Raw genomic sequence first — 18,378 nt, forward strand, 5'->3', positions numbered from 1 at the left:
CCGGCCGGTTGGCCTGGCGGGTTGCTTCCCAGTGTGCTGTACGCCCGGTCCGGGCCTCTTGTGTTTGGGCGCAGGGCCCTTGACGTGGAGGGAACAGCCTGGAACCGGCGTCAGCTCCTCGCCCCGTCAGGAGTGGCGGACCGGAGCGAAGTCCAGCAGGACCTTGCCGGACTCTGCCGAGTTCCTGGCGGTCTCAAAGGCCTCGAGCCCGCGTTCCAGCGGGAACACGTGCGTGATAACCGGGTCCACGAAAAGTGACCCGTCGTCCAGTGCGGAAATGACGTCATCGATCTCGTCGTTGAACCTGAATGATCCCAGAAGTTCGAGTTCCCGCGTGATGGCCAGCGAAATAAGTACAGGCTGGGGTCCGGACGGCAGCAAACCCACCATCACCACTTTGCCCCCACGAACCGTTCCCTTGATGGCCGTAGCCAGCCCATGGTGGGAGCCGGAGGACTCGATCACCACATCGGCGTGGACTTCTGCCAGTGCTTGGCTGTCTGTTGCTTCCAGCACGTCGTCAGCGCCGAGTGCCTGGGCTGTCTCAAGGGGTTTGCGGTGCAGATCGGTGGCAACAAGGCGGGCTGCGCCAGCGCGCCTAAGCACGGCGACGGCCAGCGCCCCGATGGGACCGCACCCCACCACCAAGGCGGTCTTGCCCCTGATATCACCGGCGCGGGCCACGGCGTGCCAGGCAACGCTGGCCGGTTCAATCAGCGCCGCTGTCCCCAGATCCAGGCCAGGCGGCAGGACCCGCAGCATCCGCGACGGCAGGTTGACGTACCTGCTGAAGGCGCCGTCCGTATGCGGGAACCGTGCGGCACTTCCAAGATAGGTGCAGCCTGGGGACAGGTTGGGCCGGTCTTCGGGATACCTGGCATAGTCCGGACCCTCTCCCGGCCCGGGCGTGGCCGGATGCACGGCGACCTGTGCGCCCTCAGCCGGTCCCGACCCGTCCGCTGCCGCGCGGATGACAGTCCCCACGATCTCGTGGCCAAGCACCATGGGGGCCTTCAGGACCGATTCCCCGGCGGCACCGTGCAGCCAGTAGTGCAGGTCGGAGCCGCAGATTCCGCCGTAGGCAATCTCCACCACGGCCTGGTGGGGCAGGGGTGCCGGGAGCGGAATGCTTTCAATGCGCAGGTCGCCTGCAGCATGGGCGACGACGGCGGGACTAGCCGCGGGAAGTCCGGACGGGTAGCGCCGGCCGGCTCCAGGAGCATCAGGAGCGCCATGCATCAGACCACCACCGTCATTCCGCCATCGATGAAGATGGTCTGTCCGTTGACAAAATCCGAACCGCTGGAGGCCAGCCAGACTGCCGGTCCGGCGAGGTCCTGGACGGTGCCCCAGCGGTGCGCGGGGGTTCTCCCCAGGATCCAGGAGTTGAACTGCTCATCGTCCACCAGGTTCTGCGTCATTTCGGTGTGGATGTAACCAGGGGCGATGGCATTGATCTGCAGGCCCGAAGCCGCCCATTCCGCCGTCATGGCGCGGGTGAGGTTTCGCAGGCCGCCCTTGGCAGCGATGTAGGGGGCGATGGTGGGCCGCGCAAGGTCGGCCTGGACGGAGCAGATGTTGATGATCTTGCCGCGGCCGCGGGGGAGCATAAAGCGCGCGGCTGCCCGGCCCACGAGGAAAGCACTGGTGAGGTCGGTGGTGATGACCCTTTCCCAGTCCTCGACGTCCAGGTCAAGCATCGCCACGCGGTGCTGGATTCCGGCATTGTTGACCAGGATCTCCAGCGGGCCGACGTTCTCCTCAATCCACGCCACCGCACGGCCCACTTCTGCGTCCTTGGTCACGTCGAAGGCGCAGCTGTGGATGCGGCCGGGTGGGAAACCGGCGGACATGGAGGTTTCTGCAGCCTTGAGGCGGTCCGCATCCATCCCGTTCAACACCACCGTTGCGCCGGCGTCCGCCAAGGCCCGGGCAAGAGCGTTGCCGATTCCCCGGCTGGAACCGGTAATAAGGGCCGTACGCCCGGTCAGGTCGAAAAGTGAAGTCATTGTGCAGCCTCCTTGGCCGTTTCGGTTTCCCTGTGGGAAGCGTCTGTGGTGCTGAGGTTCGCAATGGTCTGACGCACCACAGCCAGGTCGAGGTCCCCCAGGCCTTGGGCGAGCAACTGCGCATAGAGTTCAGTCCCGGCGGACGCCATCGGCGCAGCGGCACCGACGCTTCGTGCGCTCTCCACAACAAAGGACAGGTCCTTGTGCATGAACTTGGCCGGTCCTGTGGGAGTGTAGTCCTTTGTTGCCAGGCGGGGGCCCACGATTTCGAGTACGCGGCTTGCAGCGAGCCCGCCGGAGAGCACGTCGAAGAGGGCTGTGACGTCCAGGCCGGAGCGTTCCGCAAGTTCGGCTGCTTCGGCGAGGGCCGCCGTCGTGGTGCCAACAACCAACTGGTTGCATGCTTTGGCCAGGGAGCCCGCCCCGAGGCCGCCGAGCCGCCGGACTGTTGCCCCCATGGCCTGCAGTACCGGCAGGATCCGCGCGAAGTCCTCTTCCGGGCCGCCTGCCATGATGGCCAGGGTCCCTTGCCGTGCGCCGTGCGTGCCGCCGCTGACGGGCGCGTCCAGCACCGTGGCGTTCCCGCTGCTTGCCTCGATAACCGCGCGGCCGAAGTCTTGGACGCCCACGGGTGAAACGCTGCTCATGACCACAACGAGCGTTCCCGGTCCAGGCGGCGAGGACCGCCATGCGTCGAGGAGCCCTGCCGCGGCATCTTCAATGAAGGAAAGATCGGGGAGCATAAAAATGATGACCGGCTCGTCCCTCAGGTCTGCCACCGTGGCTGCGCCGCTCCCGCCCAGCCGCAGCAGGTCTTCAACAGCGGCGGGGGAGCGGTTCCATCCCGTGACGGACCATCCCGCCCGCAGCAGGTTGGCGGCCATGGGTGCGCCCATCAGCCCCAGCCCGACAAACCCGGCCCGCGGACGGGTATGTTCGGCGCCGGAGGGTGGAACGGCGGAGGTGGTGGCGTTGTTCATGTTCAACCTTTGGGGGACAGGCGGGGCTTGGGGTGCTGGGCTGCGAACGAACCCGGGGGCGGCCCCGCAAGGGGCCGCCCCCAAGGTTCAGGGACTTCTATTTGGCGTCCTCCACGAGCACCAGGTCGCGGCCGTTGGTTTCGGGAGTGAAGAACGTGGTGACAAAGGAGATTGCGGCCAGGACCAGTGAGTACAGCGCGGGAACCAGCCAGGAGTGGTTGGTTGCTGCGAGCAGGGCAACGCCGATCATGGGTGCGAAACCGCCGGCGAGGACTGCCGAGAGTTCACGGCTGAGGGCCACACCGGTGAACCGGTGCTGCGAGCCGAAGAGTTCGGGCAGCAGGGCGCACTGCGGACCCAGCATGGACTGCACGCCCAGGGCGATGCCCACCGCCATCACTGCCCAGACCAGCGTGACGTTGCCCAGCGTGACCAGGTAGAACGCGGGCAGCGCGATGAGGGCCTGGAAAAGTGCCCCGTAGCGGTACACGGGAACCCGGCCGAACCGGTCGGAGAGGGCGCCGAAGACGACCACCATGACTGCTGCGCAGCCTGCGGCGATCAGCAGGCCTGTTGGGCCAATGAACTTGTCGCCCGGAAAGACGCCGGCCGGAAGGCTGATGAATGAGACCAGAAGCGCGGAGTAAACCGACGAGTTGCCGTTCTCGCCCATGCGCAGGCCGATCCCGACGAGCACGTTCTTCTTGGAGTGCTTCCAAATTTGGCCAACCGGGTTCTTGACCACGGCTTTGTGCTTCTCAAGCTCCTGGAAGACCGGAGTTTCCTTCAGCCGGAGCCGGATAAAGACGGCAATGACAATGAGGATGACGCTGGCCAGGAAGGGTACCCGCCACAGCCAGCCCAGCAGGACATCCCTGTCCGCGAGGGCCATCAGGGCGAACGTGCCCGCTCCGAGCAGGGTGCCCAGCTGGATGCCCACGAAGGGCAGGGAGGCGAAGAATCCGCGGCGGCTTCGCGGGGCCACCTCCGAAATCAGAGTGGTTGCCCCGGCCTGTTCGGCGCCGGCGCCGAGGCCCTGGAGGATGCGGAGTGCCACCAGCAGAACGGCGCCGAGCATTCCGGCCTGTTCAAAGGTGGGCAGGAGGCCGATGGCGAAGCTCGCCATTCCCATCAGGCCGATGGTGAGGATCAGCACCATCTTCCGGCCGAAGCGGTCTCCGATGTAGCCAAAGACCACTCCACCGAAGGGCCTTGCGGCAAAGCCGACGCCGTACGTGGCAAACGAGGCGATGACTGCACCGCTTTCACCCAGGGGGGAAAAGAACAGTGGACCAAAGATCAGTGCTGACGCGAGGCCATAAATGTAAAAGTCGTAGTACTCGAGGGCCGATCCCACAGAGCTGGCAAGCGTTGCCCTTCGCAGCTGCTCCGGTTCGACGACATCGCCGTTCCTGTCAGTCTGCGGTGATTTAGTACGAGTTGTCACAGTAACTCCCTTAAACGCACTCCAGACCCTCGTTGGCCTGGTGGGATAGCGAGACGCCTGTTGCGCCGATCACTATGCTGAACACAATACAGCAAGTTGAACAGACGACAAGGGGGAATGCGTTTGTGAAGGAGGTGCCGCCGCCTAACCCATGGGGTTGCCCAGGGAATGGGCGAGTTCCTGGAGTTCCTTGACCATCTGGGCACCCTGCTCGGGCGTGTAGGTGGCCTTGAGGGCCGTCACGGAAAGTCCCAGGCTGGGGCCGTGGGCTCCCCGGGTTGGTACGGCAACGGCCAGGCAGACCACGCCTGTGGTGGATTCCTCATCCTCAAAGGCGTAGCCCTGTTCGCGAATGGTCTGGAGCTGCGCCTTGAATTCGGCACCCGTGCGCAGCGACTTCGGCGTCAGCACCGGCAGCTCGGCATCATCAGGGAAAAGCTCCTCGATGTCATGGTCGTGGAGCCTTGCTATCAGCGCTTTGCCCACCGCACAGAGTGAAACCGGCATCTTGTCGCCGATGTTCGATGTCAGGCGCACGGCAGGATGGCCCTCGTAGCGGGCGAGGTAGATCACATTCACGCCGTCGAGCATGGCGATGCGAACCGTTTCGCCGGACAGGACGGGAGCCTGCTCACAGTAGCGGTAGAACTCCTGCACTTCATCCAGCCGGCCAAGGTAGGCGGCGCCCAGCTCCACGAGTTTGCGGCCAAGGGTAAATTCACTGCCCTGCCGGTTGATGAGCCGTGCTTCCTCCAGCGCCAGCAGCAGGTTCGACGTGGATGACTTGGGAATGCCTACTTCCCGCGAGAGGTCGCTGAGGGTGAGGCGGCCGGTGGCGGAGGAAGCCAGCGCATCCAGGACGGCAGCCGCCCGCGTGACGGCGGGGGCGGGAGAGGCGTTGCCCTGGTTGTCTGGTTGAGGACCTGAGTTGCGGGAATCGGCCATGATTCTCCTTCGGGTTGCCGCGGCGGGACGAGCTGGTGTTCATTTGACTGAACACCATCCATCATAGGGGGCGCGCGACATCGCGCCCCCTATGCCAGGCGTACTCCTGAAGGGGAGCTCAGGCGACGCTATTGCTAAGGGTTCCGATTCCCTCGATCACGATGTCCACCTGGTCGCCCGGCAGGACTGCCACGGCGGTGCCGGGAGCCCCGGTCATCAGCACGTCTCCGGGTTCCAGCGTCAGCCAGGAAGTGACGTAGACGAGGCACTCCACGACGGAGGAGGGCAGGTTGGATGTCCCGGAGTTCGCCTGGGCCACTCCGTTGACGATGACGTCGATTGCCACAAGGTCCGGATCCGGCAGGTCGGTTTCTATCCAGGGGCCAAGGGGCGTGTAGTTGACGCCGGCCTTGCCCTGGAAATTCCGTTCATCCACCAGGCCCTGGTCCACGTTGGTCACGTCGTTGACGCAGGTGTACCCGAGGATATACTCCAGGGCGTTCTCCGCCGTCAGTTCCCTCGCCTGTTTCCCGATCACCACCGCGAGTTCGCCTTCCACGTTGACCGTGCCGCGGTCCCGGACGGCCACCACCTGATCGCCGGGATTGGCGAGGGTGTGCACGGATTTATGCCATGCCTGGATGGGGAGCGGATGGTCGTTCAGCGTCCTGTTGTGTCCGATGCCGAGCACCACCGCAGGCCGGACCGGGGCAAGGAACACGGCGTCGGCGTCCGGGGTGGTGTGCCCCGTGTAGCTGAGGGGTTCCTCGAAGGGGTCGGCAATTTGGTGCCATGTCCCGCTCCGTTCCACCGCGTGCCGGGCGCCCTCTGCTGTCTTGATTCTTGCGATGCGCATGGGTCTCCTGATCGTGCCCCCGGGGCTTAGTAGAAGTGGACGGTATCCACGAGGTGGGGAAGGTCGCCGCCGTCGAGGAAGGTCCGGAGGTTGCTGCAGAAGCGCTCGGTAATGAGGCGGTTCTCGGCTGCGCTGAGGGCCGATGTGTGCGGGGAGACCATGACCCTGGGGTGGTCCCAGAGAGGGCTGTCCTGCGGGAGGGGTTCCACGGCGAAGACGTCCAGGCAGGCGTAGCTGACCTGCCCGTTGTTGAGGGCTTCCAGCAGGGCTTCTTCGTCAACAACGGTGCCGCGTCCCACGTTGATGAACACCGTCCCGGGCTTCATGGCGGCGAAGGTTTCGTGGTTGAAAAGGTTCTCCGTGAAGGCGGTGCCGGGCAACGTGTTCACCACCGCATCAGCCGTGGCCAGCAGGGCCGGAAGGCCGGTGTTGTCCACCACCTCCTCGATGCCGTCGATGTGTTCCACGGACCGCTTGGTCCCGCTGACCTTCATTCCCAGTGCCCTGGCAATCCGTGCAGTCTCCAGCCCGATCTCACCTAGGCCCGTGACCACCAGCGTGGAGCCGTTGACCAGGCGGGTGGGAATCCGGAGTTCAGGCCATGTTTTGGCAGCCTGGTCCTGCGCCAGTTCTGCGCTCCGTTTGAAGCCGTTGAGGATCCCCAGCGCCGCAAACTCGGCGAGGGGGAGGGCGTGGACGCCGGCCGATGTGGTGATCTTGAACTTTTGCAGGATGTCCTGGTCAAGGCCGGAGGCCTTGGCGGCTCCGCCCGCCCCGGCGGCCATTGCATGGATCCACTGCAGGCGGGGATTTTCGCGGGCGATGCGGGCCAGGCCGGCGGGGCTTTCGTTGGGGAATCCATACAGCACCTGTGCGCTGTTGAGCATGGCCCAGTAGCGCTCTTCCTGGGCTGGAGTGCGCTTGAACGCCGGGTCGCCGGAGTGATCGGCCGGGTAACGCTCGGGCGGCAGGAGTTCGGGCTCGTAGAGGACAGTAACTGACGGATCGACGGCGCGGATCTGTTCCACCAGCTCTGCTTCGAGCGGTACAGCGATCGCAAGGGTGATTGTGGAAGTCATTCGTTCACTATACTGGCTGGTGGCTAATATGCTGAACATTCCTTTATTCTTCACTGCAGGGAGCGTCCCGCGAGGCGGGCTTAGCGGGATGTCACGCCGGGCGGCTGGTATCAGCCGGCGTAGGGGTCGGCGATGCCGATGTATTGGGTGGTGGTGTATTCGGCGATGCCTTCGGTGCCGCCTTCGCGGCCGAGCCCTGATTGCTTGACTCCGCCGAAGGGGGCGGCGGCGTTGGAGATGACGCCGGCGTTGAAGCCGACCATACCGAATTCGATTTGTTCTGCCACGCGGAGGAGCCGGTTGAAGTCGCGGCTGTAGAGGTAGGACGCGAGGCCGTATTCGCTGGCGTTGGCCAGTTTAATGGCCTCGTCTTCGGTGCTGAACGTGGTGACGGGGGCGACGGGTCCGAAGATTTCCTGGCCGAGGATCGCGGCGTCGTTGGGCACGTTTGCCAGGACGGTGGGCGGGTAGAAGTAGCCGGGCCCGTCCGCGGGTGCGCCGCCGGTGACGGCTACTGCTCCGGCGTCGACGGCGGCGGTGACCAGGGCGTGGACGTCGTCCCTTGCTCCGGCGTCGATGAGGGGGCCGACCTGGGTTTTGGGGTCGGTGCCGCGGCCGGTGGCCAGCGCGTCCATGGCGGCGGCGAACTTTGCGGTGAATTCCTGGGCGATGGATTCGTGGACGAGGAAGCGGTTGGCGGCGGTGCAGGCTTCGCCCATGTTCCGCATTTTGGCCGCCATGGCCCCGTCGACTGCTTTGTCGAGGTCGGCGTCTTCAAACACGATGAAGGGGGCGTTGCCGCCGAGTTCCATGGAGGTGCGGAGGACGTTCTGCGCGGCGTCTGCCATCAGGCGCTTACCGACCGGGGTGGAGCCGGTGAAGGAGACCTTCCGGAGCCGGGAGTCCTTCAGCAGCGGCCCGGAAATCCTGGAGGCGGATGAGGAGGACACGACGTTGAGGACTCCGGCGGGGAGGCCGGCGTCGAGCATGGTCTGGGCGAAGTACTGGGCTGTGAGCGGGGTGAGTTTGGCGGGTTTGAGGACCATGGTGCAGCCGGCGGCGACGGCCGGTGCGACTTTGCGGGTGGCCATGGCGAGGGGGAAGTTCCAGGGGGTGATGAGCAGGCAGGGGCCGACGGGTTTGTGCTGGACCAGGATCTTGTTCTTGCCCTCGGGGGTGGTGAGGTAGCGGCCGTAGTCGCGGACGGTTTCTTCGGAGAACCAGCGCAGGAACTCGGCGCCGTAGGTGACTTCGCCGCGGGCTTCGGCCAGCGGTTTGCCCATTTCCATGGTCATCAGCAGGGCGAAGTCCTCGGCCCGTTCGGTCACCAGGTCGAAGGCGCGGCGGAGGATCTCCGCACGCACCCGGGGTGCGGTCCGTGCCCACGACGCCTGGGCGGCGTCGGCGGCGTCCAGCGCGGCGATGGCGTCGTCGCTGGTGGCCGAGGCGAGGGTGGCGAGGACCTCCCTGGTGGCGGGATCGTGCACATCGAACGTGCCGCCGTCGGACGCATCCCGCCACTGCCCGCCAATCAGCAGGCCGGTGGGAACGGAGGCGAGGAGCTCAGCCTCACGCTTCGACGAAACGGCAGGGGGCAGCGCAGGAGTGACTGTCATTGAAATAGTCCTTAAGAGGGGAGGGATCAGTAGCTGGTGGGGGTGTCGCCGTCACGCGTGGTGACATACTTCGCGGCGAGGGCTTCGGAGCCGCGGGCGAGGAGGGCGACGTCGGCCCCCACCAGGATGAAGTTGGCGCCGTGGTCCAGGTAGTGGCGGGCCGTGTCCGGCTTGAAGGCGTTGACGCCCGCCGGTTTTCCGGCGGCCTTGGCAGCAGCCAGGCAGTGTTCGACGGCGGCACTCACCTCAGGGTGTTCCTGCTGTCCCAGCAGGCCCATTGAGGAAGCGAGGTCTGACGGGCCCACGAAAATCGCGTCGACGCCGTCGACTTTCAGGATGTCCTGGACTGAGTCGACCGCCGCCGTCGACTCAATCTGCACGGTGACGCTGATCGTCTCGTTGGCCCGGGCCAGGTAGTCCGGGACCCGGTTCCAGCGGGCGGCCCGGGCCAACGCGGACCCGACGCCGCGGACGCCCTGCGGCGGGTAGCGTGTTGCGGCCACGGCGGCTTCCGCCTCAGCAGCGGAGTTGACCATGGGGAGGAGCAGGTTCTGCACACCCAGGTCCAGGTACTGCTTAATCAGCACAGTGTCGTTCACTGGCGGCCGGACCAGGGTGTGGACCGGGTAGCCGTGGATGGCCTGGAGCTGGGCGAGGATGGATTCGAGGCCGTTGGGACTGTGCTCTGCGTCCACCAGCAGCCAGTCCAGTCCGGATCCAGCACAAAGCTCGGCAACCAACGGGCTGCCGGAACATACCCACATCCCTGCCAGCGGGCGGCCGGTTTCCCCCGTTTGGCTGGCGAGGGCGTCGCGGAAGGTGTCGTCTATTCGAAGCGGCATGTGACACTCCCCAGGGGTCCGTAGTCTGCATGGACAGTGTCGCCCTTGTAGACCCAGAGGGGCCGGGTGAAGGAGCCGGCCAGGATGATGTCCCCGGCTTTCAGGGAATCACCGTGGGCGGCGATCTTGTTGGCCAGCCAGTGCACCCCGTTGGCGGGATGGTCCAGGACCCCGGCGGCCACGCCGGTTTCCTCCACGGTCTGGTTCTTGTAGAGGATGGCGGAGACCCAGCGCAGGTCTACCGCGTCCGGCTTCACCGGGTTGCCGCCGATCACCATGGCACCCATGGCGGCGTTGTCCGAGATGGTGTCCACGATGGTCCGGCCCTCCATCTCAATCCTGGAATCGAGGATTTCGAGGGCCGGAACCACGTAGTCGGTGGCTTTCAGGACGTCGAAGATGGTGACGCCGGGGCCCTTGAGGCCGTCCTTCAGGACGAACGCCAGCTCCACTTCCACCCGCGGGTGGGTGTACTGGTCCCACTCCACCGAGCAGCCGGTCTCGAGCACCATGTCGTCGAAGATGGCGCCGTAGTCCGGCTCGGTGATGCCCGTGGCCGCCTGCATGGCTTTGGACGTAAGGCCGATCTTGCGGCCCACCAGGGTCCGGCCGGCCTCCTCGTTCCGCCGCCGCCATAACTGCTGCACCGCGTAGGAGTCCTCCACCGTCATTTCCGGGTACCGGGCCGTCAGGCGGGGGACGGGCTTCCGGTTCCGGCCGGCTTCCACCAGTTCGTCCGCGATGGCTTCGATGGTCCTGTCATCCAGCATGGCTACAGCTGCGCTCCCAGCTTGAACCCGGTCCGGTCACCTTCGGGGGAGCCGTCCTTTCGGGTGTAGGAGAAACCGTCGGCACCCACGGTGACCGCCATTTCGCTCTTTTCCTCGCGCTCGATGACCGGCTGCGGGTTGCCGTCCAGGTCCAGGACCAGGGACGCCTCGGTGTACCAGGACGGGACGACGGGGTTGCCCCACCAGTCGCGGCGCTGGTTGTCGTGGACGTCCCAGGTGATGGTGGGGTTGTCCGGATCGCCGGTGTAGTAGTCCTGGGTGTAGATCTCGATGCGGTGGCCGTCCGGGTCCAGGATGTAGAGGTAGAACGCGTTGGACACACCGTGCCGGCCGGGGCCGCGTTCGATCCGGTCACTGATGCGCAGGGCGCCCATCTTGTCGCAGATCTGGATGATGTTGTGCTTCTCGTGCGTGGCGAACGCGACGTGGTGCATGCGCGGGCCGTTGCCGCCGGTCAGCGCGGTGTCATGGACCGTCTGCTTGCGGTGCATCCACGCGGCGTACGTGACGCCGTCGGAATCCTGGATGTCCTCGGAGACGCGGAAACCCAGGTCCTCGAGGTACTTGCGGCCGCGGGGGACGTCCGGGGTGACCTGGTTGAAGTGGTCCAGACGGACCAGCTCGCCGGCGGAGTACAGGTCGTAGCGCTGGGTGAGGCGCTCCACGTGCACCACGTCGTAGAAGAACTCGTAGGGGAAGCCCAGGGGATCCTCCACGCGCACGGAGTCGCCGACGCCCTTGGTGAAGCCGTCTTTGCGGCGCTCAACCCGGCAGCCGAGTTCCTTGTAGTAGGCCTCGGCGGCGTCCACTTCGGCGGGGGACTTTACCCGGTAGGCGAAGGCTGCGACGGCGGCGAGGGGTCCCTTGCGGAGCACCAGGTTGTGGTGGATGAACTCTTCCAGGGTGCGCAGGTAGATGGCGTTCTCATCTTCCTCGGTGACGTGCAGCCCCAGCATGTCCACGTAAAACTCGCGGGATTTGGCGAGGTCGGTGACCACGATCTCCATGTAGGCGCAGCGGACAATGTCCGGTGCCGGGACAGTGGGGGTGGGAATGAAGTCAGTCATGGTGTTCTCTCTTCTTTGAGGAGGGACGGGTGGCGGTTCAGGCGCCGAATTTGGGGGTGTGGACGGTTCCGAGCGTGATGTGCACGGCCTGCTGGTCGGTGTAGAAATCGATGGAGCGGTAGCCGCCCTCGTGTCCGAGGCCCGAGGCCTTGACGCCGCCGAACGGAGTGCGCAGGTCGCGGACGTTGTGGCTGTTCAGCCATACCATGCCGGCCTCCACGTTCTGCGCGAAGTTGTGTGCCCGGGGCAGGTTCTGGGTCCAGATGTAGGCCGCCAGCCCGTACTTGGTGTTGTTCGCCAGGGCGAGGGCTTCGTCGTCATTTTCGAACGGGGTGATGGCCACGACGGGTCCGAAGATTTCCTCCTGGAAGATCCGCGCATCCGGGGCGACGTCGGCAAACACCGTGGGTGCTATGTAGTTGCCGTCCGGGAGGCCTTCGGGCCGTCCGCCGCCGGCCAGCAGCCGGCCTTCGGACTTGCCGATCTCCACGTACGAGGCCACCTTTTCGTAGTGCTCCGGGTGGACCAGGGCGCCCACCTCGGTCCTGGGGTCATGCGGATCGCCCACCACGATGTTCTTCGCGCGGGCGGCGTACTTCTCGCAGAACTCGTCGTAGATGGCGCGCTCAACGAGGATGCGGGAGCCGGCGGTGCAGCGTTCACCGTTGAGGGAGAAGACGCCGAACAGGGCGGAATCGATGGCGGCGTCCAGGTCGGCGTCGGCGAACACCACGCAGGGGGACTTGCCGCCGAGTTCCATGGACAGGCCCTTGAGGTTGGCGGCGGCGTTGCGGAAGATCGTCTGGCCGGTGGTGGTCTCGCCCGTGAAGGAGATCAGCGGGACGTCCGGATGTTTGACCAGGGCGTCACCGGCTTCCTCGCCGAGGCCGTTGACCAGGTTGAACACGCCGTCGGGCAGGCCGGCGTCTTTGAAGATCGTTGCCCACAGCGAGGCCGAGAGCGGCGTGAACTCGGCTGGTTTGAGCACCACGGTGTTGCCGGTGGCCAGGGCCGGGGCGAGCTTCCAGGACTCCAGCATGAACGGGGTATTCCAGGGGGTGATGAGGCCCGCAACGCCGATCGGCTTGCGGTTCACGTAGTTGATCTGCGATCCCGGCACCTTCATGGCGTCATCGAACTGCGCCACGATCAGGTCCGCGAAGAACCGGAAGTTCTCGGCAGCGCGCAGGGCCTGGCCCTTGGCCTGGGTGATGGGCAGGCCGGTATCAAAGGTCTCGAGTTCGGCGAGCCGGGCCTCCTGGGCTTCGACGGCGTCGGCGATCCTGTTGAGAACGCGGGCGCGTTCGCGGGGCTTCATCTTCGGCCACGGGCCGTTGGCGAACGCTTCGCGGGCGGCATCGACGGCGAGGTCGATATCCTCTTTCTGGCCTGCCGCGGCGGTGGCGTAGTTCCGGTTGGATACCGGGTCCAGGACGTCGAAGGTCGCCCCGCCTACAGAGTCAACGAACTGGCCGTTGATGTAGTGCTGGATATGGGTGGGAAGGTCCTGCGGCACGTAATGGGTGCCGGTTTCCGGTGCAGTGAACGTCATTGTTGTTTCCTTACTGCTTCTGAAGGGATCAGGGGAGTTCAGATGGTTTTCGCCTGGGCGAGGTAGGCGTCCAGGGTGGCCGAGCGGTGGAGCCGGGCGGCTTTCTCGATGTCGTCGGCGTCGGCGCCGGACTCGATGAGCTTCAGGAGTGCCTCGTGTTCGTCCACGGAATTGCGGGCGCGGCCGGGGACGAAGCGGAAGGTTGAGGACCGCAGCGACGCCAGCCGGTTCCAGCCGCGGTGCACCAGGTCCAGGATGTGGGGGTTGGGGCAGTGCTCGAACAGGATGCTGTGGAAGTCCTGGTTAAGCTGCGTGAACCGGACGGGGTCGAAGTGGTCCAGGCATTCGCGCATGTCCTCGTTCACCGCACGGGCCCGGGCAATTGCCACGGAATCAACCAGTGGGGCGGACAGTGCGGTGGCGGCACCTTCCACAATGCTCAGGGTCTGCATGGTGTAGAGGTATTCGGTGGGGTCGATTCCGGCCACGGTGGCGCCCACGTTGCGTTCGAAGGTCACCAGGCCCTCGGCTTCGAGCCGGCGGATCGCTTCCCTGACCGGCACCACGCTGACCCCCAGGTCCTTGGCGATGCTCCCCAAGACCAGGCGGTAGCCGGGGGAATAGATGCCCTCGACAATGCGTGCCTTGACGGCCCGGTAGGCCTGCTCGGACTTGCTCCCCGCAGCAGCCGCAGCAGACGGTTCAGTCACTGTCTCAGTCATTCGGGTGGCTCCCCTCCGCAGTGCCCGCTTTCCATTCCTTGTACCGTGCCTGCCAGGCGGCGTTCATCGGGTAGAGGCCGTCCACGCTGTTGCCCTGCTTGACCATCTCGAAGATGAAGGTTTCCTCCTGCTCCTGGGCGATGCAATCATCCACGAGTTCTTCGGCGATGGCGGGCGGGACCACCAGGATGCCGTCGGAATCGGCCACGATGATGTCGCCGGGCTGCACTGTGGCGCCGCCGCAGGCGATGGTGATATCCGTGTCCCACGGGATGTGGCGGCGGCCCAGCACGGCAGGATGCGGGTTGGCAAAGTACGTGGGCATCTCCAGCCCGGCCACGGCGGTGTAGTCGCGGACGCCGCCGTCGGTAATGATTGCTGCGGCGCCGCGCACTTGGGCGCGCAGGGCCAGGATGTCGCCAACGGTTCCGGTGCCCTTCTCGCCCCGAGCTTCCATGACCAGGATCTCGCCCTCGTTCACGGAATCGATGGCGCGTTTCTGGGCGTTGAAGCCGCCGCCGTGGGCCTTGAAGAGGTCCTCACGGTTGGGGACGTAGCGCAGGGTCCGGGCCAGGCCCACCACCTTGCGGTCCGGGCGGGTGGCCTGCAGGCCGTCGATACTGACGTTGTTGAGGCCGCGCTTTCGCATCTGCGAGGACAGGGTGGCCGTGGCGACGCTTTCGAGCTTGGCCTTCAGTTCCGGGCTAAGCGCGGAGGCGAAGGCCGGCAGCCCCGCCGCTGCCCGCGAACCGTACGCTTCCTCCCGCTGCAGGTCATCAACCTTGGGTCCGGCACCAAAGTCCGCGAACGGCGTCGTACCTTCCTCCACCCTGGTGACCAGCCGGCCGGTGGTGAGGTCGCCGGCGGAAACCTCGACTTCCAGGACGTCCCCCGGCTTGGCGACGGAGGCGCCGGCCGGGGTGCCGGTGAGGATGATGTCCCCCTCTTCGAGGGTGAGCAGCTGGGACAGGTCCGCCACCAGTCGGGCGAACGGGAAGAGCAGGTCCCCCGTGGTGTCGTCCTGGACCAGCTCCCCGTTGTGCCAGGTGCGGATCCGCAGTTGGGCGGGGTCGACGGCGTCTGCAGGAATCAGTGCCGGGCCCACCGGCGTGAAGCCGTCCCCGCCCTTGGAACGCAGGTTGGAACCCTTGTCCGCCCAGCGCAGGTCATAAACGCCCAGGTCATTGCTGGCGGTCACTGCAGCAACATGGCTCCAGGCGTCCTCTATGCCCACCCTGCGGGCAGCCTTGCCGATAATCAAGGCGATCTCGCCTTCATAGCCGAGCAGTTCACAGCCTGCAGGCCGCTCCACCGTGCTGCCGCTCAGGGCCAGGGAGCTGGAGGGCTTGAGGAAGTACGACGGCTGGGCGGGAGTCCGGCCGCGCTGGGCTGCACGGCTGGGGTAGTTGATGTGCACCGCGACCACCTTCCGTGCTGCTGCCAAGGTGTCGCCGTTGACGTGCTCCAAAACTGTCTCCCTCATCAGGTACGAAATCGTATACGATCACTATCGTCCGTCGGAGGCGGATCGTCAACCCCCAATTGCGGCGTTTGGCTTTCGGGAATATGGCACTTGTCGCCTGAATCACATCCGGCGTACAGTTGAAGCCAAAGCTCCAGTTTTCGATTATCGAATGGGGTGTTCTTATATAGAACACCAATCGACGGGGCAGGTAACTGCTGCGAAGTAGCGATAATCCACCACAACGAAGTGAGGAAATCCCGTGCAATTCCACCACCACGGCTACGTATCCGGAGACCCGCGAGTCCTGCCCGCCGCCGGCGTTGGCCTGAACCGGCCCCAGGAGCTTCCGGAGGAAGTCGACGTGCTGATTGTTGGCACCGGGCCTGCGGGAATGCTTGCGGCAGCGCAGCTGTCCCGCTTCCCGAACATCACCACCCGGATCATTGAGCGCCGTCCGGGCCGCCTCGCCATCGGCCAGGCTGACGGCATCCAGGCGCGCAGCGTCGAGACCTTCCAGGCCTTCGGCTTCGCTGAGCGGATTATTGCCGAGGCTTTCCACATCACCGAGATGGCGTTCTGGAAGCCGGACCCCGCGAACCGCGCCAACATCGCCCGGGCCGCCCGGGCCGTCGACGACGAGATGGGCATCAGCGAGTTCCCGCACCTTATCGTCAACCAGGCCCGTGTGCTGGACTACTTCGCCGAGTACATGGCCAACGCACCCACCCGCATGACGCCCGACTACGGCTACGACTTCCAGTCCCTCAACATCACGGAAGGGGACGAATATCCCGTCAGCGTAACGCTGCTGCATACCGACGGACCGAACGAGGGCCAGGAGCGCGTAGTCCGGGCGAAGTACGTTATTGGTGCCGACGGCGCCCGGAGCAAAGTGCGCGCAGCGATTGGCTGCACCCTCGCCGGGGACCAGGCCAACCATGCCTGGGGCGTGATGGACGCGCTCGCCGTGACCGACTTCCCCGACATCCGCACCAAGTGCGCCATCCAGGGCGAAAAAGGCAGCATCCTGCTGATCCCGCGCGAGGGCGGGTACTTGTTCCGCATGTATGTGGACCTGGGTGAGGTGGATCCGGCTACCCATCACGCCGTGAGAAGTACAACCATCGAGCAGATCATCGCCAAAGCCAACGAGATCCTCCATCCCTACACCCTCGACGTGCGCAACGTGGCGTGGCACAGCGTCTACGAAGTGGGGCACCGGCTCACGGACAGGTTCGACGACGTCCTGCCGGAGGACCGCGGCACACGGACCCCCCGGGTGTTCATCACCGGCGACGCGTGCCACACGCACAGTGCCAAAGCCGGCCAGGGCATGAACGTGTCCATGCAGGACGGCTTCAACATTGCCTGGAAGCTGGGGCATGTCCTGGAAGGCCGCAGCCCTGAAAGCCTCCTGTCCACCTACTCGGAGGAGCGCCAGGTGGTGGCCAAGAACCTGATCGACTTCGACAAGGAATGGTCCACCATGATGGCCAAGAAGCCCGAGGAGTTCGAGAACCCCTCGGACCTTGAGGACTTTTATGTCCGCACTGCCGAGTTCCCGGCCGGTTTCATGACCGAGTACGCGCCGTCCATGCTCGTGGCACCGGCAGACCACCAGGCCCTTGCAGCCGGCTTCCCGGTGGGCAAGCGGTTCAAGTCAGCGCCCGTGGTGCGGGTAGGCGACACAAATCCCATGCATCTGGGCCACCACGCCACGGCAGACGGACGCTGGCGGATCTACGTGTTCGCCGACGCCGCGCTTCCGGGCACCGGCTCTGCCACGGACAAGCTGGCCCAGTGGCTGGCGGAGGCGGCCGAATCACCGCTGGCGGCAACGCCGTCGGACGCTGATCCTGACGCGTGGTTCGACGTGAAGGTGATCTACCAGCAGCCCCACACGGAGCTTGACATCAACGCGGTGCCGGCGGTTTTCAAGCCGCAGGTGGGCCCATTCAAGCTCACGGACTACGAGAAGGTTTACGGCACGGACCCCTCAGCAGACATCTTCGAGCTCCGCGGCCTGGACCGCGGCGGCGTTGTGGTGGTGGTGCGGCCGGACCAGTACGTGGCGAACGTCCTGCCGCTGACGGCCACCACCGAACTGGCGCAGTTCTTCGGGCCGCTCCTCAAAAGCCGTCCGGCCGGTCAGCCGCTGACTGTCTGACCCGTCCGGTATTCCGCGGCAGCGTAAACGCCCAGGATCCGCACCTCCGTGGTGAAAAAGTCCAGCTCCTCGAGGGCCAGCTTCAGCGGCAGGTCCTCGGGGTGGCCCTCGACGTCGGCCATGAACATGGTGGCGGCAAACTCGTTGCCCACCATGTAGCTTTCCAGCCGCGTCATGTTCACCCCGTTCGTCGCGAAGCCGCCCAGTGCCTTGTACAGCGCTGAGGGGACGTTGCGGACGCGGAACACGAAGCTGGTCACTGCCGGTCCGGAAAGCTCATCCCGGGCCGGCAGTTCCTTTTCCCGGGCCAGGACCACGAAGCGGGTGGTGTTGGAAGGGTCATCCTCAACCCGTGAGGCCAGGACGTCCAGGCCGTAGATCTGCGCGGCCAGCGGCGGTGCCAGGGACAGCTTGCGCGGATCGTTCCACTCGCTGACCTCCCGGGCGGAGCCTGCAGTGTCACCGGCGATGACTGGCTTGAGGCCGTGCTCGCGGATGAGCTTCCGGCACTGGCCCAGGGCGTGGATGTGGCTGTGGACCTCGGTTGCGTCCTCAATGGTGCTGCCCGGGATGCCCAGCAGGTCGAAGTGGATGGGCAGGAAGAACTCACCCACGATCTGCAGGTTGGACTGCGGCAACAGGATGTGGATGTCCGCCACTCGGCCGGCAATGGAGTTCTCGATGGGAATCATGGCCAGCTCCGCCTCGCCGCTGGCCACGAGTTCGAACGCATCCTCGAAGCTCGCGCAGGGCACGCTTTCCATGTCCGGGAACATCTGCTTGCACGCGATATTGGAGTTGGCGCCGGGCTCACCCTGGTACGCAATCTTCTGGGCCATG

The 18,378-nt window shown here is 65.5% G+C and carries 16 protein-coding genes; 1 reads left to right on the forward strand and 15 read right to left on the reverse strand.

Annotated elements, in window-relative coordinates; translation table 11 throughout:
* Positions 1–126: 126 nt before the first annotated feature.
* The 14 genes from HTS88_RS05400 to HTS88_RS05465 all read right to left on the reverse strand — a co-directional run bounded on the left by HTS88_RS05400 (position 127) and on the right by HTS88_RS05465 (position 15,389).
* The gene (locus HTS88_RS05400; RefSeq protein WP_174176239.1) at positions 127–1,239 is read right to left on the reverse strand and encodes an L-idonate 5-dehydrogenase; all 1,113 of its coding nucleotides are present in this window, start codon (positions 1,237–1,239) and stop codon (positions 127–129) included.
* Positions 1,239–2,009 (reverse strand): SDR family oxidoreductase, encoded by a 771-nt coding sequence (locus HTS88_RS05405; protein WP_174176241.1) that lies wholly within the window; start codon positions 2,007–2,009, stop codon positions 1,239–1,241. Before HTS88_RS05405 ends, HTS88_RS05400 begins: the two co-directional genes overlap by 1 nt.
* Entirely contained in the window at positions 2,006–2,989 is a 984-nt protein-coding gene (locus HTS88_RS05410; protein WP_174176243.1) for an NAD(P)-dependent oxidoreductase, read from the reverse strand. The genes HTS88_RS05405 and HTS88_RS05410 overlap by 4 nt, the downstream gene beginning before the upstream one ends.
* A gap of 97 nt (positions 2,990–3,086) precedes the next feature.
* Positions 3,087–4,436: an MFS transporter gene (locus HTS88_RS05415; RefSeq protein WP_174176245.1), complete on the reverse strand. Its 1,350-nt coding sequence runs from the start codon at positions 4,434–4,436 to the stop codon at positions 3,087–3,089.
* Between the two features lie 144 nt (positions 4,437–4,580).
* Positions 4,581–5,381 (reverse strand): IclR family transcriptional regulator, encoded by an 801-nt coding sequence (locus HTS88_RS05420; RefSeq protein WP_174176247.1) that lies wholly within the window; start codon positions 5,379–5,381, stop codon positions 4,581–4,583.
* A 118-nt stretch (positions 5,382–5,499) separates the two neighbouring features.
* Entirely contained in the window at positions 5,500–6,237 is a 738-nt protein-coding gene (locus tag HTS88_RS05425) for a fumarylacetoacetate hydrolase family protein (protein WP_174176249.1), read from the reverse strand.
* 26 nt (positions 6,238–6,263) lie between these two features.
* Positions 6,264–7,316 (reverse strand): D-2-hydroxyacid dehydrogenase, encoded by a 1,053-nt coding sequence (locus tag HTS88_RS05430; protein WP_174176251.1) that lies wholly within the window; start codon positions 7,314–7,316, stop codon positions 6,264–6,266.
* Between the two features lie 110 nt (positions 7,317–7,426).
* A complete protein-coding gene (locus HTS88_RS05435; RefSeq protein ID WP_174176253.1) occupies positions 7,427–8,932 on the reverse strand; it encodes an NAD-dependent succinate-semialdehyde dehydrogenase in 1,506 nt (501 codons plus the stop codon).
* A 26-nt stretch (positions 8,933–8,958) separates the two neighbouring features.
* Positions 8,959–9,774, reverse strand: coding sequence for an HpcH/HpaI aldolase family protein (locus tag HTS88_RS05440; RefSeq protein ID WP_174176255.1), 816 nt, complete (start codon positions 9,772–9,774; stop codon positions 8,959–8,961).
* Positions 9,759–10,544 carry a 2-oxo-hept-4-ene-1,7-dioate hydratase gene (hpaH, locus tag HTS88_RS05445; protein ID WP_174176257.1) on the reverse strand — a complete coding sequence of 262 codons (786 nt, stop codon included), beginning with the start codon at positions 10,542–10,544 and terminating at the stop codon, positions 9,759–9,761. The genes HTS88_RS05440 and hpaH overlap by 16 nt, the downstream gene beginning before the upstream one ends.
* A 2-nt stretch (positions 10,545–10,546) precedes the next feature.
* On the reverse strand, positions 10,547–11,632 hold the full coding sequence (hpaD, locus tag HTS88_RS05450) for a 3,4-dihydroxyphenylacetate 2,3-dioxygenase (RefSeq protein ID WP_174176259.1): 1,086 nt from the start codon (positions 11,630–11,632) through the stop codon (positions 10,547–10,549).
* Between the two features lie 37 nt (positions 11,633–11,669).
* Positions 11,670–13,184, reverse strand: a complete 1,515-nt coding sequence (gene hpaE / locus HTS88_RS05455; RefSeq protein ID WP_174176261.1) for a 5-carboxymethyl-2-hydroxymuconate semialdehyde dehydrogenase — start codon at positions 13,182–13,184, stop codon at positions 11,670–11,672.
* A gap of 38 nt (positions 13,185–13,222) precedes the next feature.
* Positions 13,223–13,906 (reverse strand): GntR family transcriptional regulator, encoded by a 684-nt coding sequence (locus HTS88_RS05460; RefSeq protein ID WP_174176263.1) that lies wholly within the window; start codon positions 13,904–13,906, stop codon positions 13,223–13,225.
* Entirely contained in the window at positions 13,899–15,389 is a 1,491-nt protein-coding gene (locus HTS88_RS05465) for a fumarylacetoacetate hydrolase family protein (protein WP_174176265.1), read from the reverse strand. The genes HTS88_RS05460 and HTS88_RS05465 overlap by 8 nt, the downstream gene beginning before the upstream one ends.
* 241 nt (positions 15,390–15,630) lie before the next feature.
* Here HTS88_RS05465 and HTS88_RS05470 point away from each other — a divergent pair, with 241 nt between their 5' ends.
* Positions 15,631–17,538 (forward strand): FAD-dependent monooxygenase, encoded by a 1,908-nt coding sequence (locus tag HTS88_RS05470; RefSeq protein ID WP_174176267.1) that lies wholly within the window; start codon positions 15,631–15,633, stop codon positions 17,536–17,538.
* Here the strand turns inward: HTS88_RS05470 and HTS88_RS05475 are convergent.
* Positions 17,520–18,377 carry a prephenate dehydratase gene (locus HTS88_RS05475; RefSeq protein ID WP_174176269.1) on the reverse strand — a complete coding sequence of 286 codons (858 nt, stop codon included), beginning with the start codon at positions 18,375–18,377 and terminating at the stop codon, positions 17,520–17,522. The two genes, HTS88_RS05470 and HTS88_RS05475, sit on opposite strands and share 19 nt — an antisense overlap.
* Position 18,378 lies beyond the last annotated feature (1 nt).

The sequence above is a fragment of the Pseudarthrobacter oxydans genome, from assembly GCF_013314975.1.
In the GTDB taxonomy this organism is placed as follows: Bacteria; Actinomycetota; Actinomycetes; order Actinomycetales; family Micrococcaceae; genus Arthrobacter; species Arthrobacter oxydans.

Bases quoted from the DNA above. Each gene is read 5' to 3' on its own strand.
- HTS88_RS05400 (WP_174176239.1), bottom strand. From the start codon at position 1,239: ATGCATGGCGCTCCTGATGCTCCTGGAGCCGGCCGGCGCTACCCGTCC.
- HTS88_RS05405 (WP_174176241.1), bottom strand. From the start codon at position 2,009: ATGACTTCACTTTTCGACCTGACCGGGCGTACGGCCCTTATTACCGGT.
- HTS88_RS05410 (WP_174176243.1), bottom strand. From the start codon at position 2,989: ATGAACAACGCCACCACCTCCGCCGTTCCACCCTCCGGCGCCGAACAT.
- HTS88_RS05420 (WP_174176247.1), bottom strand. From the start codon at position 5,381: ATGGCCGATTCCCGCAACTCAGGTCCTCAACCAGACAACCAGGGCAAC.
- HTS88_RS05425 (WP_174176249.1), bottom strand. From the start codon at position 6,237: ATGCGCATCGCAAGAATCAAGACAGCAGAGGGCGCCCGGCACGCGGTG.
- HTS88_RS05430 (WP_174176251.1), bottom strand. From the start codon at position 7,316: ATGACTTCCACAATCACCCTTGCGATCGCTGTACCGCTCGAAGCAGAG.
- HTS88_RS05435 (WP_174176253.1), bottom strand. From the start codon at position 8,932: ATGACAGTCACTCCTGCGCTGCCCCCTGCCGTTTCGTCGAAGCGTGAG.
- HTS88_RS05440 (WP_174176255.1), bottom strand. From the start codon at position 9,774: ATGCCGCTTCGAATAGACGACACCTTCCGCGACGCCCTCGCCAGCCAA.
- hpaH (WP_174176257.1), bottom strand. From the start codon at position 10,544: ATGCTGGATGACAGGACCATCGAAGCCATCGCGGACGAACTGGTGGAA.
- hpaD (WP_174176259.1), bottom strand. From the start codon at position 11,632: ATGACTGACTTCATTCCCACCCCCACTGTCCCGGCACCGGACATTGTC.
- hpaE (WP_174176261.1), bottom strand. From the start codon at position 13,184: ATGACGTTCACTGCACCGGAAACCGGCACCCATTACGTGCCGCAGGAC.
- HTS88_RS05460 (WP_174176263.1), bottom strand. From the start codon at position 13,906: ATGACTGAGACAGTGACTGAACCGTCTGCTGCGGCTGCTGCGGGGAGC.
- HTS88_RS05465 (WP_174176265.1), bottom strand. From the start codon at position 15,389: ATGAGGGAGACAGTTTTGGAGCACGTCAACGGCGACACCTTGGCAGCA.
- HTS88_RS05475 (WP_174176269.1), bottom strand. From the start codon at position 18,377: ATGGCCCAGAAGATTGCGTACCAGGGTGAGCCCGGCGCCAACTCCAAT.